Genomic DNA, 22,334 nt, shown 5'->3' with positions numbered 1-22,334 from the left:
GCCACCAGCCTGTGGATTACCTTTCAACGCGAGCCAGATTGACCGCATTGCCACAATGGGTAGACTTAGCGTGCATTGCATCACTGCAATTCATCATAATTTTAAACACAGCGGTACAAACTGCATGCATAGCCTATTACAGTTTGTATCGATTTATCCCTTGGCCAATGAGGAAAAGCCTTCATGAGTTTTTACCGGACAACCCGGCTGATGCTGTCCAGCGCCGCCATACTTTCGTTCGCGGGATCTGCCTTCGCTCTCGATAGCGCCGATCTTCTGCAGAAGTTGAACGCTGCCTATGCGATTCAGGGCGGCGTGCTTGCCACCGAAGGCGTCGATGTCGACGATACCACTGTCACGCTGAAGGGCGCTTCGTTCAAGCCGCTGGCCGGCGGCCAGGGCGTGCCGCTTGGCAAGGTGACCATGACCGGAGTCACCGAGGAAGACGACGGCGGCTACACCATCGACAAGGTGACGTTTCCGGATATCTCTGTCACCAACGAAGGCGTGACTTTCACTGCCAGCGACATGTCGCTCGGCGGCCTAACCGTGCCTGCCGATGCCAATGCCGAAGGCATCGACGGATTGCTGCTTTACTCCAACGCCCATACCGGCCCGATCAGCATTTCCAAGGACGGCAAGGAAGTGGCTTCGCTGAAGGACATGGATTTCTCCATGACCCCTACCCATGACGACGCCGGCTTTGAATTCAGCGGCAACATCAATGCCATCAAGGCCGATCTCTCCGACGTCAAGGACCCGGCCTCGCAGGACACCATCAACAAGCTCGCCCTGCAGCATGTCGAAGGCGCCTTCACGATGAAGGGCAGCTGGGACATCAAGCCCGGCACCGTTGATATCAGCGACCTTGGCCTGGACCTGACCAATGTCGGCCGCCTCGACCTGGCACTCGGGATTTCCGGCTATACGATGGACTTCATCAAGTCGCTGCAGGCTGCGGCCAAGGCTGCCGAAGCCAACCCGGACAAGCAGGCGGCCCAGCAGGCCACCGGCCTTGCGATGATGGGTCTACTGCAGCAGCTGACGCTCAACCACGCCGAAATCCATTTCCAGGACGCCTCGATCACCAAGCGCCTGCTCGACTACGCAGGCTCGACGCAGAAGGTGTCCGGCGAACAGATGGCCAATACGCTGAAGGGCCTCGCCCCGATCATGCTGGCGCAGCTCAACATACCCGAGCTGCAGAACACGGTCTCCGCCGCGATCAACAGCTATCTCGACAATCCGAAGAGCTTCACGCTGAATGCCTCGCCCGAGCAGCCAGTGCCCCTCCCGATGATCATCGGCGCTGCCATGGGTGCGCCGAACACCATCCCGAAGGTCATCGGACTGAAGGTCACGGCGAACGACTAACCGACCGGACACCGCATTTCACCGACCGGCCTGGCGATCCAATCGCCAGGCCTTTTTTATTGCAATTTTCACATTGCCCGCATAGATTGCAATCACAGAAAGAACGGACAAGCAGTCGGTCAGGCAATGGATCTCATCCACAACGAGCGCATCAAGCTACTGGCAACGTTTCTCAATAGCGTCGGCGTTGCCGTGTTTGCCGTGGGAGGCTTGTCGCCGTTGTTCGCGATGCTATCCGGGGCCGATCAGGTGAAACCATCCGTGATGGTGATCAGCGGAATTTGTTTTTTCACGGCATTCGGCCTACATTATTCGGGAAGCCGGGTGCTTCAGAGGATGAAACCATGAGCGTGATGGAAATAGTTTCGTTGCTGCTAATGCCAGCTTCGGCGATCGTCTTTGCCCTGGCGGCTCTCTATTACGTCAATCACCACGACCTGAACTGAACGCAAAAACCCGGCGGCCTCAGCCACCGGGTTCAAAAGTTTCAGAACCTGCAAACAGACCTCGATCAGTCCTTCTTCAGCTGCGGCATGACGCGCAGCGACAGTTCCATCAGTTGCTTCGGTGCCGCCGGCGATGGCGCGTTCATCAAGAGATCCTGCGCCTGCTGGTTCATCGGGAACAGCGTGATTTCGCGCAGGTTCTTGGCGCCGAGCAGCAGCATGACGACGCGGTCGATGCCGAAGGCGCAGCCACCGTGCGGAGGCGCGCCGTACTGGAATGCACGATACATGCCGCCGAACCGTTCCTCGACATCCGACTGGCTGAGGCCGACCAGCTCGAAGGCCTTGACCATAGCTTCCGGCGACTGGTTACGGATCGAGCCCGAGGCAATCTCGAAGCCGTTGCAGACGGCGTCGTACTGATAGGCCTTCAGCGACAGCGGATCCTGCGTGTTCAGCGCCTCGAGGCCACCCTGCGGCATCGAGAACGGGTTGTGCGCGAAGTCGACCTTCTTGTCTTCCTCGCTCCATTCGTAGAACGGGAAGTCGATGATCCAGCACAGCTCGAAGCGATCGCGGTCGACGAGGTTCAGATCTTCGCCGGCCTTGGTGCGCGCTTCGCCTGCGAACTTGTAGAACTTGGCCGGTTCGCCTGCTACGAAGAAGCTGGCGTCGCCTGCCTCCAGGCCGAGCTGGACGCGCAGCGCTTCGGTGCGTTCTTCGCCGATGTTCTTGGCGAGCGGGCCGGAGCCGACGATCTTGCCGTCTTCTTCCTTCCAGAAGATGTAACCGAGGCCCGGCTGGCCGAGGCCTTGAGCCCATGCGTTCATGCGGTCGCAGAATGCGCGCGAGCCGCCGGTCTTGGCCGGGATCGCCCAGACTTCAACCTTGGGGTTGGAGGCAATCATGCCGGCAAACACCTTGAAGCCGGAGCCGGCAAAATGTTCGGTGACGGCCTGCATCTCGATCGGGTTGCGCAGGTCCGGCTTGTCGGAACCATACTTGCGGATCGACACGTCATAGGGAATGCGCGGCCAGTCCTTGGTGACCGGCTTGCCTTCGGCAAACTGCTCGAAGACCGATGTCATGATCGGTGCCATCGTGTCCCAGACGTCTTCCTGGGTGACGAAGCTCATTTCCATGTCGAGCTGGTAGAATTCGCCCGGCAGGCGGTCGGCGCGCGGGTCTTCGTCGCGGAAGCAGGGCGCGATCTGGAAGTAGCGGTCGAAGCCGGCCACCATCAGGAGCTGCTTGTACTGCTGCGGCGCCTGCGGCAGCGCGAAGAAGGTGCCGGGATGGATGCGCGACGGCACCAGGAAGTCGCGCGCGCCTTCCGGCGACGAGGCCGTCAGGATCGGCGTGGTGTATTCGCCGAAGCCGGCCGACGTCATCCGGTTGCGGATGTCGGAAATGATCTGGCTGCGCTTGACGATGTTCTTGTGCAGCGTCTCGCGGCGCAGGTCGAGGAAGCGATACTTCAGGCGCACGTCTTCCGGATAGTCCGGCTCGCCGAAAACCGGCAGCGGCAGTTCCTTGGCGACCGAGAGGATCTCGATCTCCTGGGCGTAAAGCTCGATCTCGCCTGTCGGCATCGTCTTGTTGACGGTGTCCTCGGTGCGCGCCTTGACCAGGCCGTCGACGCGGATGACCCACTCGCCGCGGACCTGTTCAGCCTGCTTGAAGGCCGGTGAATCCGGATCGACGACGATCTGCGTCATGCCGTAATGGTCGCGAAGGTCGATGAACAGCAGGCCGCCATGGTCGCGGACGCGGTGAACCCAGCCGGAGATGCGTACGGTCGACCCGACGTCGGACTTGCTGAGAGCGGCGCAAGTGTGGCTGCGATAGCGATGCATTTTATCATTCCTGGACTTGGCGGACGGTGGCAGAGGCGGTCGAAATGCCGCAATCTCCCCGTCGAGAAAATCGGGCGGAAAAGCGCATGGCCCGCCTCATTTGTCAAGACTTGGCGGCGCCCTGTCGCGTTTGAGGTTGTCTTTATAGCGAAACCCCGCCTAGAAAGACAGTCATGTTGCCGGGCCGGTTGCGGCCCCGGCTCGATTCGTTTGCAGGCCTTCGCCGATGAGCCAGATCCGCCCTCTTATCCCCCTGCTCGTCACGGCCGGCATCCTGATCGGCGGCAACGGACTGCAGGCGACGTTCATTTCGCTGCGCGCGTTGCACGAGGGGTTTTCGGCCTCGACCATCGGCCTTGTCGGCACTGGCTACAATATCGGCTTTGCCATCGGCTGCATCTACGTCACCCGCATCATCCGCGCCATCGGCCATATCCGCGCCTTCTCGGCGCTGGCCGCCATCGCCTCGGCGGCCTCGATCGCCATGGTGCTGCTGATCGTGCCATGGTTCTGGTTCAGCATGCGGCTGATGCAGGGCCTCTGCTTTGCCGGCCTGTTCGCCGTCGTCGAGAGCTGGCTCAATGCCCGCGTCACCAATTCCAACCGGGCGCGGACGCTGTCGGTCTACCGTTTCGTCGATCTCGGATCGGTGACGCTGGCGCAATATCTGATACCGTCCGTCGGCATCGATGGTTTCCAGCTGTTTGCCATCATCTCGATGGCCCTCAGCCTGTCGCTGGTGCCGATCTCCTTTGCGGACCGTTCCAGCCCGGGCGCACCGGAGGCGATCCGCTTCGACATCAAGACGCTGTGGCGGATCTCGCCGCTGGCGACCGTCGGATGCATCGTCGTCGGGCTGACCAACTCGGTGTTCCGTTCGCTCGGGCCCGTTTACGCGCAAGGCATCGGCCTTTCGGTCACCGGCATCGCCACCTTCATGAGCGTCGGGATCTTTGCCGGCATCGTGCTGCAATATCCGCTCGGCGCCTATTCCGACCGCCTGGATAGACGGCTGATCATTCTCGTCTCGTCCATCGGCGGGCTTGCCGGCTGCCTGTTTCTGGCGCTTGTCGCCGGCAGCAGCGAATGGCGCAATTTTGTCGGCATCTTCGTCTTCGGCGCCTTCTGCATGCCGCTTTATTCGCTCTGCTCTGCCCATGCCAACGACCATGCCGCCAATGGCCAGCATGCGCTGGTCTCGGCCGGCACGCTGTTCTTCTGGTCGGTGGGCGCCATCGTCGGGCCGATGTTTGCGGCCTTCATGCTCGACAGGTTCGGTCCGCGGATATTGTTCATCTACATGGCGTCTATCCTGTTCCTGTTCATGCTCTACACGCTGCAGCGCATGACGGTGCGCGAGGGGGTGCCGACGGCGCGGCGCAGCATGCGCTTTCGCAACCTGCTGCGCACCTCGACCTACTTCAACAAACTGGCCACTCCGCCCGGCGAGCGCGATAAACAATAGGTGACTGCGGCAGTTTGCCCGGCCTTGCACTATTGCTGAAAAAGCCACTCAACTTTAAACGGGACAGGCAACTTCCGTCGGAGCTTCGCATGGCCGTCCTTACCCGTCGCAATCTTATCAAGGCTTCGGCCGTGGCCGGCGTTTATGGCGCCGGGATGGCGCTTGCCGGCAGGTTTACCGCGGCCCATGCAGCGCCCGAGCCACTCATCCTCAAGAGCAACAAGATCCAGGCCAATATCACCGGCACAGACGTGACCCGCGACGTGCTCACCTACGGCAACGACGGCATGCCGCCGGTCCTGCGCATGCGCCAGGGCGAGCCTTTCGCGGCAAAGCTGATCAACGGGATCGACGAGCCGACCACCATTCATTGGCACGGCATGCGCATTCCGAACGCCATGGACGGGGTGCCGTTCCTGACGCAGCCCTATGTCTACACCGGCGAAACCTTCGACTACGCCTTTACCCCGCCCGATGCCGGCACTTTCTGGTACCATCCGCATTGCAATACGCTGATCCAGATGGGGCACGGCATGACCGGCGTCATCGTCGTCGACAATCCGAGGGATCCCACGTTTGATGCCGACATCGTCGTCAACCTGCGGGACTGGCGGCTGGGCGGCGATGGACAGTTCATCGCGCAGTACAAGCCGCGCGATGCGGCGCGGTCGGGCACCTACGGGACAGTCCGCTCCGCCAACTGGCAGGTCGAGCCGCAATATGATGCGCCGACGGGCGGGCTGGTACGGCTGCGGCTGGCAATCACCGACGTCACCCGGATCTTCTCCTTCAGGGTCGAAGGCGCCGCTGCCACGGTGATCGCCATCGACGGCAATCCGGTGCCGAAGCGATTCGCGCTCGACGTGCTGCAGCTCGGGCCCGGCCAGCGGCTGGAGCTGGCGATCCGCATGCCCGACAGCGAGGGCGCTACGGTGACGCTCGAGGACATCCATGGGACCAACCCAAAGACCCTGGCGAAGCTTAGAGCCGTCGGCGCCTCGTTGAAGCGGGACATCGGCGATCTCGCGCCGCTCGAGCCTAACCCGGTACGCCAGGCAGACCTTGGCGCCGCCGAGCATATCCCGATCATCCTCAGCGCGACGGCGGAAGATACCGCCAAGGATAGCATCTGCGGCTCTCTCGGCTACAGCTTCTGGGCGATCAACAAGGTGCCCTGGCCGGGCGATACACCCGATCCGACGGCTCCGCTCGCCGAGTTGAAGCTTGGCAAGAGCTACGTGCTCGACATGGAAAACCTGACGCCGCACTCCCACCCCATCCATTTGCACGGCATGAGCTTCACGGTGCTGTCGTCTAACATCGGGACTGTCCAGCCCTTCGTGTCCGACACCTATCTGATCCAGCCGAACGAGAAGGTGCAACTGGGCTTCGTTGCCGACAATCTTGGGGACTGGCTGCTGCATTGCCACATCATCGAGCATCAAAAAACCGGGATGACGAGCTATATGCGGGTGGTTTGAGCTTCGCAGGCGTCGGGATATTGACATAGGCGAGCGAAAGGGAAAGGAAGGTTCAAGAACTGAGTTCCTAAGAATGTGTCCATAATGATCCAAACTACCGCCGAATTGGAGGCGGCCTGCAAAGAGCTGGCCAAGTCAGAATTCATCACGATCGATACCGAATTTCTCCGAGAGACCACCTTTTGGCCGGTGCTCTGCCTGATCCAGATGGCGAGCCCGACGACGGAAGTGATCGTCGACCCGCTGGCTCCCGGTATCGATCTTGCGCCATTCTTTGCGCTGATGGCGGATACCACCGTGCTGAAGGTGTTTCATGCCTCGCGCCAGGACATTGAAATCATTTACAATCGGGGCAATCTGATCCCGCATCCGGTGTTCGACACCCAGATCGCGGCGATGGTCTGCGGCTTCGGCGATTCGGTTTCCTACGACCAGCTCGTCAACCGCATCAAGAACATCCAGATCGACAAGACTTCTCGCTTCACCGACTGGACGCGCCGGCCGCTGACCGACAAGCAGCTCGATTATGCGCTGGCCGACGTGACCCATCTTCGCGACGTCTACCTGTTCCTGCGCGACGAGCTCGCCCGTGAGGGCCGTGCTTCGTGGCTGTCGGAAGAGATGGCGATCCTCGAATCGCGCGACACCTACGACCTTCATCCCGACGACGCCTGGCAGCGGCTGAAGATGCGGCTGCGCAAGCCGCAGGAACTGGCCGTGCTGAAATACGTCGCCGCCTGGCGCGAACGGGAAGCCCGCAGCCGCAACGTGCCGCGCTCGCGTGTGCTCAAGGACGACGCGATCTATGAGATCGCCCAGCAGCAGCCGCGCGACATCGAGGCTTTCGGCAGGCTTCGGACCGTACCGAAGGGTTGGGAGCGCTCGTCGGCGGGTGCTGCCGTGCTCGAGGCCATCAACGCCGCGCTCGACATGCCGAAGGCGGACATGCCGCATGTGCCGCGCCACACCCAGGCCCCCGAGGGAACCGCAGCGGCGGCCGAACTTCTGAAAGTGCTGCTGAAGCTGATCGCCGAGAAGAACGGTGTCGCGCCTAAGGTCATCGCCAACAGCGAGGACATCGAGAAAATCGCTGCGGAAGGCGAGAAGGCCGATGTGACGGCGCTGACGGGGTGGCGGCGCGAGCTGTTCGGCGATACGGCGCTCAAGCTGATCAAGGGTGAAGTGGCGTTGCGCTTCGTCGACAAGAAGGTGGAGACCGTCGCCCTCCCGGTGTGATTGTTACCTTTGCGGGAGGGTTTCCGCCCGCGAAAAGGCTTGACCCTGCGACCAGGCGGGATCACAACCGTCTGCCTTCAGCTTGTCGGAAGCAACCATGCGAACACTGCCCTCGGCGTTGAACTGGCTTGCTATCGCGACCTTCGTCGCTCTGTCCGGCGTCGCCTATGGCGTTGCTTTCTATCCCGAATCCCCAAAGTACATCGGTGCGATCTTCGCGCTCTTCTGCGGCATGCCGCTGCTCGCTTTCGAGCGAGGCTTGCTGATGCCGCGCCTCCATAGCCGTGTTCGCCTGTTGCCCACCCCCGCCTATATCCCCATTGCCCTGCTCATCGATGCGGCGCTGATCAGCATCGGCTTTGCCGTAGCCGGCAACCTGTTGAGAATGATCGGGCTGACCCAGGGGAGCTGGCTGGACGCGACGATCCCGCAGGCAGAGGTCATCATCTACGCCTTGTCGGTGTCCGCATTGACGGTCCTCGTCCTGCGCGTCCGCGATCTGCTCGGCCGCGACGTTTTCATCAGCCTGCTGACAGGGCGCTATCGCAATCCGGTCCCGGAGGAGCGCGTGTTCCTGTTCATCGATCTCGTCGGCTCCACGGCCTTTGCCGAGGAGTACGGCGACCTGAGGACACAGCAATACCTCGGCTCGCTGTTCGGAACCTTTGCCGAGCAGATCCGCCGGCACAACGGTGCCATCGACGACTATATCGGCGACGCGGCCATCATCACCTGGCCGCTCAATCGCGGCATCAAGGACGCCTGCTGCGTGCGCTGCATTTTCGATATCCTGTCGAACATCGAAGCCAACAGCGACGTCTGGCGCAAAGTCTATGGCCAGGTGCCGCGGGTCCGGGCAGCCCTGCACGGGGGGCCGGTGATTACGGCTGAGATTGGCGTCGATCGGCACAAGATCACCTACTTCGGCGATACGGTGAACACGACCGCGCGATTGGAGGGACTGTCCAAGACCCTCGGCAGAGGCGTCTTGATCTCGTCCGACCTGGCCGATCTGATGACGATGCCCGATGGAATCGACGCCGAATATCTCGGCACCCACGCCGTCAAGGGACGCGGCCGGGAGGTGGGCGTGGTCGCCCTGAGGGATATCGGTGAGACCAGGCTCCGCCGACCGTCGCAGCTGTCGCTGAACCTCGGCAGCTAGTGCCAGAAGTTGCGCCAGGCTGTCATCAAAACTTAATCCGGGTATAATTTACCAGACACGTTCCCGCCGTAAGTCCTCGGTTGTCAATTCCGACCAGTAAGCGTGGAACACATGACCAAAATCCTTTATGCCTCCGTGGCGCTCTGCCTTTTGATGTCGACCCAGGCTCTTGCCGAAGAGAAGGCCTTTCCGGCTACCCTGACTGCCCAGGCCATCCTGCCCGCCAACACGATCATCGCCGCTCCGGCAGACGCTCCCGACTACCTGAAGACGGCCGGCAAGTTCACCACTGCCGACCGCAAGCGCGCCACCACCCTCGGCAGCGTTCCCGGCATGGACGGCCTTGTGAAGACGGATCTGTCGCTGCCGTTCGACGGCCAGGCCGTGCAAGGCTTTTCAGGCATCAAGACGATGCCGGACGGCACGTTCTGGAGCCTTTCCGACAATGGCTTCGGCACCAAGGCCAATTCCACCGACGCGGCGCTGATGTATCACCACCTCAAATTCAACTGGGATAGCGGCAAGGTCGAGGTACTGAAGACGGTCTTCCTCTCCGACCCAGACAAAAAAGCGCCCTTCCCGATCGTTCTTGAAGGCGCCGAGAAGCGCTACCTCACGGGCGCCGATTTCGATGTCGAATCGATCCAGCCTGTCGCCGACGGCTTCTGGACGGGCGAGGAGTTCGGCCCCTACATCCTCCATTTCGACACGGAAGGCCGCCTGACGGACGTCGTATCGACCGTCGTCAACGGCAAGCCAGTCAAGTCGCCGGACAATCCGACGCTCTCACTGCCTGCCAACCCGAGCCTCAAACTGCCAGCTTTCAACATCAGGCGCTCGGGCGGCTTCGAAGGCCTTGCCATGTCATCGGACGGGTCGAAGCTCTATGGCCTGCTCGAAGGCGCGCTTTACCAGGATGATGGCACCGTCGAGAAGGTCGATGGCCAGACGGCCGTGCGGATCATCGAACTCGACGTCGCCTCGAAGGCCTGGACCGGCCGCTCGTGGCTCTATCCCTTCTCGCCCGGCGGCGAATCGATCGGCGATTTCAACATGCTGGATGCAACCACCGGCCTGGTACTCGAGCGCGACAACGGGGCCGGCACCGGCGACAAGGTCTGTGCCGATCCGAAGGCGCCGAAGCCCGACTGCTTTGCCGTGGCTGCCAAGCACAAGCGCGTCTACAAGATCGAGATGACGGAAGAAAACGTCGGCAAGGCCGTGCGCAAGATCGGCTATATCGATCTCATGCATATCTCCGATCCCAACAACAAGAAGCGCCAGGGCGGCGGCGACGGCTATTACGACATGCCGTTCGTGACGATCGAGAACGTCGATCGGGTCGACGCCACCCACATCATCGTCGGCAACGACAACAACCTGCCGTTCTCGTCGGGTCGTTCGCTCGGCAAGGCCGACGACAACGAGTTCGTGCTGCTCGAAGTGGGCGATTTCCTGAACGCCAAGTAGCCGGCCTGGCGCTGAGCCTGTCTTCTCCCCGCCGGGGAGAAGATGTCCGAAGGACAGATGAGGGGGCTGGCTCCGAAGTTGCCGCTCCCCCTCATCGCCTCGCATTCGCTCGGCACTTCTCCCCGATGGGGAGAAGGCAGAAACTGCGGACTATTCGAAGCGGAAGGCCAGGCGCTTGCCGGTTAGCTTGCCCAGCTGCTGCAGGCGGCCTTCGAGGCGTTCGCCGGCAAAATCGCGATATTCCGGCGGCACGACGAATTCAAGGTCGAGATCCGGATTGCGCGAACGCTGGAAGGCAAGATTGCGCACGACGCCAGGCATCGAGGCCGAAAACAGGTAGACGACGCGTAGCAAGCCGCCGAGCAGCTTGGCGCGCTCGATCAGAAGCGGCGTCGCGATCGTTGCCAGAGGCTCCGTGGCGCTGTCGTCATTCAGGCCCTCGTAGCGGTAGTAGCTCGCCAGCGCGAGGAAGGCACGGCCGGCATGGGTGATGCCGACGAAGGAGGAGTTGGCAATCACGTTGAGCGCTTGCAGGCCACGATAATCCGGATGGGCGCGCCAGCTGATGTCGGCCAGAAGGCAGGCCGCCTGGCGGTAGCGGCTCTCCTCCTCCGTCTCGTTGACACCGAAAAAAGGCATCATCCGGCCGGTCCATGCGGCAAGTTCGCGGGCGTGCTCTGGCGAGCGGGCGCGCAGAATGGCCAGTTCGCCGGCCGCCTCGAGCAGCGGGTCGGCCCGGCGCTCGTGCTCGTTCAGCAGCGAATAGAGATAGCCCTCGCGTACGCCCTGGGACGAGAAGGAGACACGAGCCGGCTTCGCCGCCAGCAGCACCTCCTGCATGGCGATGGCGCCGTAGGGAAGCAGCGAGCGGCGGAATTTCGAGACGGACTGGAAGATCGGGTCCTTGCTGTCCTTGGCGACAGCAACCTGGTCGAGGAAGCGCAACATCTCGTCGACCGGCAGCTCGTAGCCCTGCATCATGTGCAGAGGATATTTGCCGAATTCCATGTGCAGCTTGGCAATGTTTCGCCAGGTGCCGCCGACGGCGTAGAAGGTGCGCCCCTCGCCGCTGGCCAGAAGCTTGGCGGTACGGACATGCTTGCGCGCAAAACTATGGGCCTTGGCGAGCGAACCATCGGCATATTCCGACAATCTGAGGCCACCGAGCGGCAAGGTGATGCCCTGTCCGAAGGCCGTTCCCTTGATGTCGATCAGTTCCAGCGATCCGCCGCCGAGATCGCCGGCGATGCCGTCGGGATCGTGGAACCCGCTGATGATGCCATAGGCCGAAAAGCGCGCCTCTTCCTCGCCCGAAAGCACCCGCACCTTGCGGCCGAGGATGGTTTCCGCCTGGTGGATGAAATTGGGGCCGTTGCTGGCTTCGCGCGCGGCCGCAGTCGCCAGCACGTACATGGTGCGGGCGCGGGCCTGATCCGACAGCGCGCGAAACCGATGCAATGCAGCAAGTGCGCGCAGCACGCTCTGCTCATCCATCTTGCCCGTCAGCGCAAGGCCCTTGCCGAGACCGCAGAGGACCTTCTCGTTGAACAGGATCGTCGGCGAGCGCGACAGGCCTTCATAGACCACAAGCCGCACGGAGTTCGAGCCGATGTCGACGACGGAAACGGGGGCAATTCCGGGAAGGCGCCCCTGAGCTTCAGATTCCACCATGCAATTCCAGCTATGACTTCCGGCGAGACAACAGGCCGGCAATGAGTTTCGGCGCACTGGACTTCAAGGCCTCGCCGCGCCCGGACAGGCTCGGGTTGGTCATGAAGTACTGCTGCGCGTTGAACGGCTCTTTCCCCTTGCGCACTTCCATGCGCCTGGAGGTACCGTCGGGCAATATCTCGTAGCTCTGCTGATTGTCAATCAGGTTGCCGAGCATGATCTGGGACAAAACCTGCTCGTGTACCGTCGGATTGAGCAGCGGCACCAGCGTTTCGACACGCCGATCGAGGTTTCGCTGCATCATGTCGGCCGAGCCGATATAGACCAGCGCCTTGTCGGACGGCAGGCGGTGGCCATTGCCGAAGCAGAAGATGCGGCTGTGTTCGAGGAAGCGGCCGACGATCGATTTGACGCGGATATTTTCGGACAGACCCGCCACCTGCGGGCGAAGGCAGCAGATGCCGCGGATGACGAGGTCGATCTCGACGCCGGCATAGCTGGCGCGATAGAGCGCATCGATGATCTCGGGATCGACCAGCGAATTCATCTTCATCCAGATCGCGGCCGGCCGGCCTTCTGCCGCGTGCACGATCTCCTGCTCGATGTGCTTCAGGATGCGCGAGCGCAGCGTATAGGGCGAGACGGCGATCTCCATGCTCTCGGCCGGTTCGCCATAGCCGGTGATGAAGTTGAAGATGTTCGCCATGTCGTGGGCGATCTTCGGATTGCAGGTGAAGTAGGACAGGTCGGTATAGATTTTGGCGGTGATCGGATGGTAGTTGCCGGTGCCGAGATGGCAGTAGCTGCGCAGCCTGCCCTCTTCGCGGCGCACGACCAGCGACATCTTGGAATGGGTCTTCAATTCGATGAAGCCGAACACCACCTGGACGCCGGCCCGTTCAAGGTCGCGCGCCCAGCGGATGTTCGCCTCTTCGTCGAAGCGGGCCTTGAGCTCGACCAGCGCGGTCACCGACTTGCCCATTTCGGCCGCGTCGATCAGCGCGCGGACAATCGGGCTGTCGTTGGAGGTGCGATAGAGCGTCTGCTTGATCGCCAGCACGTCGGGATCCCGGGCCGCCTGGATCAGGAACTGCACGACGACATCGAAGGATTCATAGGGGTGATGGACCACCATGTCCTTCTCGCGGATGGCGGCGAAGCAATCGCCGGCATGCTCGCGCACGCGCTCAGGGAAGCGGGCGTTGTAAGGCTGATAGCGCAGGTCTTCGCGCGGCGCCTTGGTGATCTCGGACAGCGTGTTCAGCGCCAGCAGCCCGGGGAGCACGGCAACCCTGTTGTCCGGCACAGCCAATGCGGTGACGACGAACTGGCGCAGCGAGGCCGGCATTTCCGAATCCGTCTCGATGCGGATCACGGAGCCGCGACGGCGGCGCTTCAGCGCCGTCTCGAAGAAGCGCACGAGATCTTCCGCTTCTTCCTCGACTTCAATGTCGCTGTCGCGGATCAGGCGGAAGGTTCCCGAGCCCTGCACTTCGTAGCCGGGATAAAGCCGGTGGATAAAAATATTCACCACATCCTCGAGCGTGATGTAGCGGATCGCCCCATTGGCATCTGGCAGACGAATGAAGCGGTCCAGCGCCGGCGGCAGGCGGAGCAGCGCGGTCATCGCCTCGTGGCCGCGCATGCTGTTCAGCTGCAGGGCGATCGAGAAGCCGAGGTTGGGGATGAAGGGGAACGGATGGGCCGGATCGATCGACAGCGGTGTCAGCACTGGGAAGATCGACTGGTCGAACTCAGTCGCCAGCCATTGGCGATCGGCCTCCGACAGTGCCGCCGGGCGGACGATCAGGATATCTTCCTTTGCAAGATACTGTTGCAGCACAGCCAGCGACGCCTGCTGCTCCATCTGCAGGTTGTCGATCTCGATGAGAATGTCGTTCAGCTGCTCGGCCGGCGTCTTGCCGTCGGGGCTGCGCACGACGATGTTCTGGCGCACCTGACCCTCGAGGCCGGCGACGCGGACCATGAAGAACTCGTCGAGGTTCGCAGCCGAGATGGACAGGAAACGGACGCGCTCGAGCAGCGGATGGGCGGTGTTCAGCGTTTCCTCAAGGACACGGCGATTGAACTGCAGCCAGGAAAACTCTCGATTGACGAAACGCTCCGGGCTGTTCATGAGCTCGCTGATCGGCGGCTTCGCAACGATCTCCGGCTGTCCCTCTTCCGGAAGTTCCGCGACTGACGTGTCCATTCCACCTGCCCTCTCTCATTTGCCCGCGATTTATATCAGTTTGACGACGTAACTGTGACAGTCAATCGAGAGAATCTAAATTACCCAATTCATTCAAGACCTCAGCCGCAAGAGCTCGCGTAATTCGCGTGCCGCGCGAGAGCGCCAGCCGATCCAACCGCTCGACGATGGTCTGGGCGGCACCCAGCGACCGCTCCATCCTGCCGACGATATAGAGGACGAGTTTGTCTTCTATGTAGAGCTGACGATCGGCAAACAGCTTGACGATGACCTGCGACAGCAACTCCTCGTCCGGCTCGCCGATTTCCACCGTGGTGGCGGCCTTCAGGCGCGACGCGAGGTCCGGCAGCGTCACCGGCCAGGAGATCGGCCATAGCCGGCTGGTGATCATCAGGCCGGTACGGTTTTCCCGGACGCTGTTGATGACATGAAAAAGCTCGGCGTCGTCGAAACCGACCCGATCGGCATCCTCGAAGATGACCGGGCCGCGGGCGGCTGCAAGCGCGGCGTCGCTGCCCTCTACGGGATGGATGCTGGTCGCGCCGCTGTGCTCGCGCCAGATGCTGGCGAGATGCGACTTTCCCGATCCGACGGGCCCTGCGAGGATGACCACCGGCGACGGCCAGGCTGGCCAGCTGTCGACGATTGCCACGGCTGCCTGCAACCGCGCCGACACGCGCAGGTCCTCACGGCCGCTGGCGGCATCGTGAACGAATGCCAGCGGCAGCTGCTCGGCGCCACGGCGCCTCGGATCAGCCTTCCTCACATCGCTCATGGCAGCGTTATTTCTCTGGATTGCTGTCTATGACCTTACGGGCCGGCAGGATCAGCTTGCGTCCATGGTACAGGTCGCTTTCAAGATAGCGCGAAAGCGCGAACCGGACAAGCACGCCGCAGGCTGCCGCAGCAGGGACGGCGATCAGCAGTCCGACGAAACCGAACATGACGCTGAAGGCAAAGAGCGCGAACATCAGCCAGACCGGATGCAGTCCGACACTTGAGCCGACCAGCTTCGGTTGCAGGATGTTGCCCTCGAGGAACTGGCCCGTGAAGAACACGGCCAGAACCAGCGCGATCCAGGGATAGTCGGGCCAGAACTGCACGATCGCCACGCCCCCCGCGAGAAACAGGCCGACCAGCGAGCCGACATAGGGAATGAAGCTGATCATGCCGGCAAACATTCCGATCAGCAGGCCAAAATTGAGGCCGACCAGCGACAGGCCGACGCCGTAGTAGACGCCGAGAATGATGCAGAGCGAGCCCTGGCCGCGAATGAACCCCGCGATGGCCTGGTCGATCTCCCGGGCGATCTGGCGCACGGAGCTGACATGCTCACGGGGGATCCAGGCATCGACCTTGGCGATCATCCGATCCCAGTCGAGAAGCATGTAGAAGGCCACGACCGGCGTCACCACCATCAGGGAAACGATATTGACCAGCGCTTTGCCCGAGCTCCAGAGTTGGCCGAACAGGCCAGCGACGAAGCTGACGCCGTCCGACATGATGGTCGAGAAATTATCCTTGATCGTTCCCGCCTGATTGCGGATCCATTGCGGCACGATGGAGTTCTGGGTGTTGGTGATGAACTTCTGGAATTGCTCGACATAGCCGGGCACCTGCTGCAGGAAGTCGTTGAACTGGTTGACGATGATCGGGATCAGGATCGTCAGCGCGAGGGCGAAGACCAGCACGAAGGCGACGAGAATAAGCAAGGTCGCCATCGTCCGGCTGAGACCGCGACGCTCCAGCCAGTCGGCGACCGGATCGAGGAAATAGGCGATCGCCATGCCGGCGATGAACGGCAGCAGGATGGTCGAGAACAGAAACAGGAAGGCGATGAAGAAGGCCAGGATGACCAGCCAGAAAAAGACCTGCCGCTTCAGATCGATAACGGTCGAAGGTTGCTCCATGATATTCCTGATCTTTGCTGCTGGTGCCGTTGCTTAGCACATAGGATAGCGGCTGAACTAGCGTCAAGGCTCTAACAAGCAATGGCGACAATGCCGCGACGGACAGTGAAAATCGGGGGTTTGATTGCCAATGCCTTGCATAAAGAGGCTTGCCATGCAATGGCGACCCGGTCAAAACCCTATTGCCAGGGCGCGCCAGCGCCGACCGGAGACCGCAGCATGAGCCAGTCGGGAAAAAACGGCCTTACCTATAGCGACGCGGGCGTCGACATAGATGCCGGCAACCTCCTCGTCGAGAAGATCAAGCCAGCGGTGCGCTCGACGCGCCGGCCTGGCGCGGACGGCGAAATCGGCGGCTTCGGCGGCCTGTTCGACCTCAAGGCGGCCGGCTTTACCGATCCCATCCTGGTCGCGGCCAATGACGGCGTCGGCACCAAGCTCAAGATCGCCATCGACGCCAACTATCACGACACCGTCGGCATCGATCTCGTCGCCATGTGCGTCAACGACCTCGTCGTGCAGGGCGCAGAGCCGCTGTTCTTCCTCGACTATTTCGCCACCGGCAAGCTGGATACCGACCAGGGCGCCGCCATCGTCACAGGCATCGCCGCCGGTTGCCGCGAGGCGGGCTGCGCGCTTCTGGGCGGCGAGACCGCCGAGATGCCGGGCATGTACTCCGACGGCGACTATGATCTCGCCGGCTTTGCCGTCGGCGCCGCCGAGCGCCACGAGCTGCTGCCGACCCGTGACATCACTGAGGGCGACGTCATCCTCGGGCTGTCCTCATCGGGCGTGCATTCGAACGGCTTTTCGCTGGTGCGCAAGATCGTCACCCTCTCGGGCCTCGCCTGGGATGCGCCCGCACCCTTCGCCGAGGGCAAGACGCTTGGCGAGGCCCTGCTGACGCCCACCCGCATCTATGTCAAGCCGCTGCTGAAGGCGATCCGCGAGACCAAGGCGCTGAAGGCGCTCGCCCATATCACCGGCGGCGGCTTTCCCGAGAACATTCCGCGCGTGCTGCCCAAGCACCTGGCAGCCGAGATCGACCTTTCCGCCGTCAAGGTTCCGCCAGTCTTCTCCTGGCTCGCCAGGACGGGCGGAGTCGCGGCTCATGAAATGCTGCGGACCTTCAACTGCGGGGTCGGCATGATCGTGGTTGTCGCCAGCGAAAATGTCGATGCCGTCACCAAGTCGCTCGAGGCCGAAGGCGAAGCCGTCATCGTTCTCGGCCGGATGATCGGTCGCGCCGAAGGGGCTGCCGGCACCGTCTATCAGGGAACCCTTGCCCTATGAGCGATACGCGCAAGCGCGCCGTCATCTTCATCTCCGGCACCGGCTCCAACATGATGTCGCTGATCAAGGCGGCACAGGCGCCCGATTATCCGGCCGAGATCGTCGGTGTCATCTCCGATAGGGCCGAGGCCGGCGGTCTTGCCAAGGCGACGGCGGAGGGCATACCGGCGATTGCCATTCCGCGCGGCGATTTCAAAAGCAAGGAAGCCCACGAGGCTGCGATCCTTGCCGAGCTCGACAAGCTGCAGCCCGACATCCTCTGTCTTGCAGGCTATATGCGGCTGCTCACCGGCGCGTTCATCAAACGCTACCAGGGGCGGATCATCAACATCCATCCATCCCTGCTGCCGCTGTTTCCGGGTCTTCACACGCACCAGCGGGCGCTCGACGCCGGCATGAAGATCGTCGGCTGCACCGTGCACTTCGTGACCGAGGGCATGGATGAGGGGCCGGTCATCGGCCAGGGCTCCGTGGCCGTCCTGGTCGACGACACGGCCGAGACCTTGGCGAAGCGGGTGCTGACGGTCGAGCACCAGCTCTATCCGCTGGCGCTCAAGCTGATTTCAGAAGGCAAGGTGCGGATGGAAAAGGGCGTCACGGTCACGACCCCGGAAGCTGGCGGCACGTTGATCCCACCAGCCCTGAAGAAGCTGATCGCGCTGCTGGTCGATCCCGACAAGGTCTGATCAGGCGACCAGCGCCGGATGCAGACGATGCGGATGCAGCGTGCCGTCGCTGTAGACGACGCGGCCGCCGCGAAAAGTAGTCCGCACGCGCGGCACGGCGCCGGGCTCGACTGCAATCAGGTCGGCTTTCTGGCCGATCGCGATTTCGCCCCTGTCCATCAGTCCCGCCGCCCTTGCCGGATTGCGGCTGGCCATGGCAACCGCCGCCGCCAGGTTTCCATCGATGGCCGCAGCGATCTTGAAGGTCGCCGAGAGGAAGGCGGCCGGATGGTAATCGGCGGCGATAATGTTCAACAGCCCGGCGCCGGCGGCATCGAGAGCGCTGAGATTGCCGATCATCGACAGGCCGCGCAGCGCGTTCGGGGCGCCCATCAGCGTCCACAGGCCAAGCCGGCAAGCTTCGCGGGCCGCTTCGATGGTCACGGGGAATTCGCTGATGGTGACTCCAAATCCGTGCATCTCGACCACCTTCTCCACGCTGTCGTCGTCATGGGAGGCGAGCGACAGCCGGTGCTTCAGCGAAAGATCGGTGATTTCGCGCAGCCGCGCCTCGACCTCCGGATTGCTCCGCAGCGCAATGCGCCTGGCGACGACCTCCTCGGCGGCGGCGATCGAGATGCCGCGCTGCGCGGCCATCCGCCCCGTGTAGCCTTCGATATCGTGATACTGGCCCTGGCCGGGCGTATGGTCTGTCAGCGACACCATGTCGATGAGGTCGTCGGCGATGAGTTTTTGCAGGACGGCCGAGGCGGCAAGATTCGTGATCTCGTAGCGGGCGTGGACGCGGTGGTCGACCAGCAGGCCATCCTTCAGGCGGTGGATGCTCTCGATGATGGCGCGGGTGTTTTCCAGCGAGCGGATGTGGCCGTAGACACTCTCGGTAGCAAACGACAGCGCGGCATAGGCCGTGGTGATGCCGGATGCGGCGAGCTTCTTGTCGAGCTCGTGGATGCCGAAATCGATCGGCATCATCGCATTCGGCCGTGGTGCGATCTCGCGCTCGATCATGTCGCCATGCAAATCGACGAAACCGGGCATCAGCAGCCGGCCGCCGCCCTCGAAGGTCGCATCGGTCACCGGCTCGGCCCTGATCTCGGCGATAACGCCGTCCTCGATCCTGACGGCACCGGCCTCGATAACCTCATCAACAAGGACAAGCTTGAAATTGCTGAGCCACATGAGAGAATCTCCTTGGATACGACGGCTATCGACCGGCTGGCCTTAGTGTGGGTCGATGACCGTTTCATGAAGCCTCGGTCGCTAGACAGGAAATCTTACGCGGCTCAGGCGAGGCTGCCACTGTTCAATGCTGCCCATTGCAGCAGCATGATAGACTTGCCATCGATGATGACGCCGGCGGCGATCATATCCAGCGCCTCCGACAGCGGCACCTCCATGACCTCGATGTCTTCATGCTCCTCGGCAAGGCCCCCACCAGCGGAGACGCGATCCCCGCTGTCGACGGCGGCGGCGAAGAAATGGACGACCTCGCTGACAGCACCGGGCGCCATGTAGGCTTTGAACAGGAACCTGACATCACGGATACGATAGCCGGTTTCCTCCATGGCCTCGCGGCGGATGGCTGCTTCCGGCTCGTCGCCATCCAGCAGGCCGGCTGGCGTCTCTATCATCCAGCCCGGATCGCCATTCAGATGGGCGGCAAGGCGGAACTGGCGGACCAGGACCACCGTCTCTCGCTTGACATCGTAGAGCAGGATGGTTGCCGCCGGCGTGCGGTGATAGATCTCGCGCTTAAGGCGGTGGGTCTGGCCGTCGGAGGCGGTATAGTCGATGTCGTAGCTGCTGAGCTCGGTCCAGCCTTTCGACAGCGTCGTCTTGCCGACGATCTCGACCCCGGCCTTTTCAAATTTCGTCATTGGGCATCCCTGCGTAACCAGACCTTGTTGTCGTGGACCGCCGCCCCGCCATAGGGCGCGACCGGATCGGCGCCCGTCAGCACATTAATCCCCTCGCCATCGACATGCGCACTGTTCGGCCAAAGGCCCTCGGCAATCAGAACGCCGGGCTTGACCTCCGTGGTAATGCGCGCATGCAGGCGAATGTCGCCGCGACCATTGCCGATCCGCACGAGATCACCAGCAACGATTCCATGCGCTGCGGCATCAGTGGGATTGATCATCACCTCCGGGCGCCCTTCCTTTTGGCGGGAGGTCTTGGTCTCGGCGAAGCTGGAGTTGAGAAAATTGCGCGCCGGCGAGGTTGCCAGGCGGAAGGGATGTTCCGCATCAGCGGTTTCGATGACGTCGACCTGGTCGGGGAAGACGGGCAGCTCGGCATGCGGACCGAGCAGACCGACCGACTTCGGCGGGCGGTTCGGTGCCGGCTGATTGCTCCAGTCAGGGCGGAAGCGGAATTTTCCGTCCGGATGGGCAAAGCCATCGATGAAATGCGCCTTGTCGAAATCCGGCTGGCGGTCGAACCATTTGTGCTCGAGGAAATAGTCGTAGTCCGGCAGGTGGCTGGCGGCGAGAATGCGGTCGACCATCTCGCGGGCGGTGAAGCCGAAGCCCGGCCGGTCGGCGACGCCGAGGCGCTTGGCGAGTTCCTCAATGACGAAGAGGTTCGTGCGCACCGTTTCCGGCGGCTCGACCAGTTTCGGGCCGAGCAGGATATGGTTCTGGCCGCCGGCGCGATAGATGTCGTCATGCTCGACGAACATCGTCGCCGGCAGCACGATGTCGGCCATGGCGGCGGTGTCGGTCATGAACTGCTCGTGCACGGCGACGAAGAGGTCGTCGCGGGCAAAGCCGCGCTTCACCAGCCGCTGTTCCGGCGCGATGTTGACCGGATTGGTGTTCTGGATCAGCATCGCCGTGACCGGGCCGCGGTGGCGCAGGGCGTCGGCATCGCCGGTCAGCGCCCGGCCGATCTGCGACTGGTCGATCATCCTGACGTCGTCATCCTTCATCGAACGGCCGGTCAGTTCGGCGCTGTTCATCTGGAAGATAGCGCTGTTGGAATGGAAGGCGCCGCCGCCCTCATATTGCCAGGAGCCGAGAACGGTGGCGATGGAGGCTGCCGCATGCATGGCGATTGCGCCATTGCGCTGGCGGGTGAAGCCGTAGCCGAGGCGGAAATAGCTCTTTTTCGTCTGGCCGACGAGCGCGCCGAAGGCCTCGATCTCCTCGACCGAAAGGCCGGTGATATCTGCGGCCCAGGCCGGCGTGCGGGTCTGCAGATGGGCTTCTAAGCCGGCGGGATCGTCGGCGTATCGGGCCATATAGGCACGGTCGGCATAGCCGTCGCGGAAGGCGATGTGCATGACGGCGCAGGCGAGCGCCGCGTCGGTGCCCGGTTTGACGATGAGCGCGAGGTCCGCCTGCTTCATCGTCGGATTGTCGTAGATGTCGATGACGACGATCTTGGCGCCGCGCTCCTTGCGCGACTTGATGGCGTGGGTCATCACGTTGACCTGGGTGACGACCGCATTGGTGCCCCAGATCACAACGCAATCGGTGCGCCCCATCTCGTGCGGATCGGGGCCGCGCAACACGCCGGTCGCCATGGTGAAGCCGGTCCAGGCCGGATTGGTGCAGATCGACGAGAAGAAGCCGGAGTAGCGCTTGGCGTGGCGCAGCCGCTCGATCGAGTCGCGCTGCACCCAGCCCATCGTGCCGGCGTAGAAATAGGGCCAGATCGCTTCGCTTCCATCCTTCGTCTCCGCCTTGACGAAGGCGTTGGCGATCTCGTCGAGCGCGTCGTCCCAGGAGATATCCCCCCAGCGCCCCTCGCCCTTGGCGCCGAGGCGACGGACGGGTTTCATCAGGCGATCCGGATGGTAGAGCCGCTCGGCGTAGCGGGCGACCTTGGCGCAGATGACGCCCGACGTGTAGGAATGGTCGCCGGCGCCGCGGACGCGGCCGATGCGGCCCTCCTCGGAGATCTCGATCTCGAGCGCGCAGGTCGACGGACAGTCGTGCGGACAGGCCGTGTGGCCGATTTTGGCTTTTGCCGGAATGGGGGTCGCAATGTTCATCGCATACGTATATTTCAGGACGAAGCCGGCCAAAAGACAAAAACCGGTGCATCGCAACATTTCATGCAGGCA

At 62.4% G+C, this 22,334-nt stretch carries 17 protein-coding genes; 9 read left to right on the top strand and 8 right to left on the bottom strand.

Going from position 1 to position 22,334, the window contains the following annotated elements:
• Positions 1-183 precede the first annotated feature (183 nt).
• Both VH564_RS03765 and VH564_RS03760 read left to right on the top strand, forming a co-directional pair.
• Positions 184-1,374, top strand: coding sequence for a hypothetical protein (locus tag VH564_RS03765; protein ID WP_423338460.1), 1,191 nt, complete (start codon positions 184-186; stop codon positions 1,372-1,374).
• A gap of 126 nt (positions 1,375-1,500) precedes the next feature.
• Positions 1,501-1,722: a hypothetical protein gene (locus VH564_RS03760; RefSeq protein WP_423338459.1), complete on the top strand. Its 222-nt coding sequence runs from the start codon at positions 1,501-1,503 to the stop codon at positions 1,720-1,722.
• A 163-nt stretch (positions 1,723-1,885) separates the two neighbouring features.
• Here the strand turns inward: VH564_RS03760 and aspS are convergent, their stop codons facing one another.
• Entirely contained in the window at positions 1,886-3,676 is a 1,791-nt protein-coding gene (gene aspS / locus VH564_RS03755; protein ID WP_423338458.1) for an aspartate--tRNA ligase, read from the bottom strand.
• Positions 3,677-3,902: 226 nt separating this feature from the next.
• On the opposite strand from aspS, the gene VH564_RS03750 reads away from it, so the two are divergent.
• The 5 genes from VH564_RS03750 to VH564_RS03730 all read left to right on the top strand — a co-directional run bounded on the left by VH564_RS03750 (position 3,903) and on the right by VH564_RS03730 (position 10,493).
• A complete protein-coding gene (locus VH564_RS03750; RefSeq protein WP_423338457.1) occupies positions 3,903-5,141 on the top strand; it encodes an MFS transporter in 1,239 nt (412 codons plus the stop codon).
• A gap of 89 nt (positions 5,142-5,230) precedes the next feature.
• Entirely contained in the window at positions 5,231-6,622 is a 1,392-nt protein-coding gene (locus tag VH564_RS03745; RefSeq protein WP_423338456.1) for a multicopper oxidase family protein, read from the top strand.
• Between the two features lie 84 nt (positions 6,623-6,706).
• Complete coding sequence (gene rnd / locus VH564_RS03740; protein WP_423338455.1) at positions 6,707-7,858, top strand: ribonuclease D; 1,152 nt, start codon at positions 6,707-6,709, stop codon at positions 7,856-7,858.
• Between the two features lie 97 nt (positions 7,859-7,955).
• On the top strand, positions 7,956-9,023 hold the full coding sequence (locus VH564_RS03735; RefSeq protein WP_423338454.1) for an adenylate/guanylate cyclase domain-containing protein: 1,068 nt from the start codon (positions 7,956-7,958) through the stop codon (positions 9,021-9,023).
• A gap of 111 nt (positions 9,024-9,134) precedes the next feature.
• Positions 9,135-10,493, top strand: coding sequence for an esterase-like activity of phytase family protein (locus VH564_RS03730; protein WP_423338453.1), 1,359 nt, complete (start codon positions 9,135-9,137; stop codon positions 10,491-10,493).
• A 150-nt stretch (positions 10,494-10,643) separates the two neighbouring features.
• Here VH564_RS03730 and ppx read toward each other — a convergent pair whose 3' ends face one another.
• From ppx to VH564_RS03710, 4 genes are all read right to left on the bottom strand, one after another.
• Complete coding sequence (gene ppx, locus VH564_RS03725) at positions 10,644-12,164, bottom strand: exopolyphosphatase (RefSeq protein ID WP_423338452.1); 1,521 nt, start codon at positions 12,162-12,164, stop codon at positions 10,644-10,646.
• Between the two features lie 10 nt (positions 12,165-12,174).
• The gene (locus VH564_RS03720; RefSeq protein ID WP_423338451.1) at positions 12,175-14,376 is read right to left on the bottom strand and encodes an RNA degradosome polyphosphate kinase; all 2,202 of its coding nucleotides are present in this window, start codon (positions 14,374-14,376) and stop codon (positions 12,175-12,177) included.
• Between the two features lie 61 nt (positions 14,377-14,437).
• A complete protein-coding gene (gene hdaA, locus VH564_RS03715; protein ID WP_423338450.1) occupies positions 14,438-15,151 on the bottom strand; it encodes a DnaA regulatory inactivator HdaA in 714 nt (237 codons plus the stop codon).
• Between the two features lie 7 nt (positions 15,152-15,158).
• A complete protein-coding gene (locus VH564_RS03710; RefSeq protein ID WP_423338449.1) occupies positions 15,159-16,286 on the bottom strand; it encodes an AI-2E family transporter in 1,128 nt (375 codons plus the stop codon).
• Between the two features lie 219 nt (positions 16,287-16,505).
• Between VH564_RS03710 and purM the strand changes: the two genes are divergently transcribed.
• A complete protein-coding gene (gene purM, locus VH564_RS03705; RefSeq protein WP_423338448.1) occupies positions 16,506-17,579 on the top strand; it encodes a phosphoribosylformylglycinamidine cyclo-ligase in 1,074 nt (357 codons plus the stop codon).
• Positions 17,576-18,265: a phosphoribosylglycinamide formyltransferase gene (purN, locus tag VH564_RS03700; protein ID WP_423338447.1), complete on the top strand. Its 690-nt coding sequence runs from the start codon at positions 17,576-17,578 to the stop codon at positions 18,263-18,265. Before purM ends, purN begins: the two co-directional genes overlap by 4 nt.
• Here purN and VH564_RS03695 read toward each other — a convergent pair whose 3' ends face one another.
• The 3 genes from VH564_RS03695 to VH564_RS03685 form a co-directional block, all read right to left on the bottom strand.
• The gene (locus tag VH564_RS03695) at positions 18,266-19,444 is read right to left on the bottom strand and encodes an alpha-D-ribose 1-methylphosphonate 5-triphosphate diphosphatase (RefSeq protein ID WP_423338446.1); all 1,179 of its coding nucleotides are present in this window, start codon (positions 19,442-19,444) and stop codon (positions 18,266-18,268) included.
• A 104-nt stretch (positions 19,445-19,548) separates the two neighbouring features.
• Positions 19,549-20,142, bottom strand: a complete 594-nt coding sequence (locus tag VH564_RS03690) for an NUDIX domain-containing protein (protein ID WP_423338445.1) — start codon at positions 20,140-20,142, stop codon at positions 19,549-19,551.
• Positions 20,139-22,322, bottom strand: a complete 2,184-nt coding sequence (locus VH564_RS03685) for a molybdopterin-containing oxidoreductase family protein (protein WP_423338444.1) — start codon at positions 22,320-22,322, stop codon at positions 20,139-20,141. The genes VH564_RS03690 and VH564_RS03685 overlap by 4 nt, the downstream gene beginning before the upstream one ends.
• Between the last annotated feature and the right edge of the window lie 12 nt (positions 22,323-22,334).

Source organism: Rhizobium sp. HT1-10 (genome assembly GCF_049472505.1).
Classification (GTDB): domain Bacteria; phylum Pseudomonadota; class Alphaproteobacteria; order Rhizobiales; family Rhizobiaceae; genus Rhizobium.
Note: the sequence above shows the minus strand (reverse complement) of the source record. Positions and strands in the feature narration are given on the sequence as shown.

Coding starts and splice junctions, on each gene's coding strand:
- aspS (WP_423338458.1), bottom strand. CDS start 3,676: ATGCATCGCTATCGCAGCCACACTTGCGCCGCTCTCAGCAAGTCCGAC.
- VH564_RS03735 (WP_423338454.1), top strand. CDS start 7,956: ATGCGAACACTGCCCTCGGCGTTGAACTGGCTTGCTATCGCGACCTTC.
- VH564_RS03685 (WP_423338444.1), bottom strand. CDS start 22,322: ATGTTGCGATGCACCGGTTTTTGTCTTTTGGCCGGCTTCGTCCTGAAA.
- purN (WP_423338447.1), top strand. CDS start 17,576: ATGAGCGATACGCGCAAGCGCGCCGTCATCTTCATCTCCGGCACCGGC.
- VH564_RS03695 (WP_423338446.1), bottom strand. CDS start 19,444: ATGTGGCTCAGCAATTTCAAGCTTGTCCTTGTTGATGAGGTTATCGAG.
- VH564_RS03760 (WP_423338459.1), top strand. CDS start 1,501: ATGGATCTCATCCACAACGAGCGCATCAAGCTACTGGCAACGTTTCTC.
- ppx (WP_423338452.1), bottom strand. CDS start 12,164: ATGGTGGAATCTGAAGCTCAGGGGCGCCTTCCCGGAATTGCCCCCGTT.
- VH564_RS03730 (WP_423338453.1), top strand. CDS start 9,135: ATGACCAAAATCCTTTATGCCTCCGTGGCGCTCTGCCTTTTGATGTCG.
- VH564_RS03765 (WP_423338460.1), top strand. CDS start 184: ATGAGTTTTTACCGGACAACCCGGCTGATGCTGTCCAGCGCCGCCATA.
- VH564_RS03745 (WP_423338456.1), top strand. CDS start 5,231: ATGGCCGTCCTTACCCGTCGCAATCTTATCAAGGCTTCGGCCGTGGCC.
- VH564_RS03750 (WP_423338457.1), top strand. CDS start 3,903: ATGAGCCAGATCCGCCCTCTTATCCCCCTGCTCGTCACGGCCGGCATC.
- hdaA (WP_423338450.1), bottom strand. CDS start 15,151: ATGAGCGATGTGAGGAAGGCTGATCCGAGGCGCCGTGGCGCCGAGCAG.
- VH564_RS03690 (WP_423338445.1), bottom strand. CDS start 20,142: ATGACGAAATTTGAAAAGGCCGGGGTCGAGATCGTCGGCAAGACGACG.
- purM (WP_423338448.1), top strand. CDS start 16,506: ATGAGCCAGTCGGGAAAAAACGGCCTTACCTATAGCGACGCGGGCGTC.
- VH564_RS03710 (WP_423338449.1), bottom strand. CDS start 16,286: ATGGAGCAACCTTCGACCGTTATCGATCTGAAGCGGCAGGTCTTTTTC.
- VH564_RS03720 (WP_423338451.1), bottom strand. CDS start 14,376: ATGGACACGTCAGTCGCGGAACTTCCGGAAGAGGGACAGCCGGAGATC.
- rnd (WP_423338455.1), top strand. CDS start 6,707: ATGATCCAAACTACCGCCGAATTGGAGGCGGCCTGCAAAGAGCTGGCC.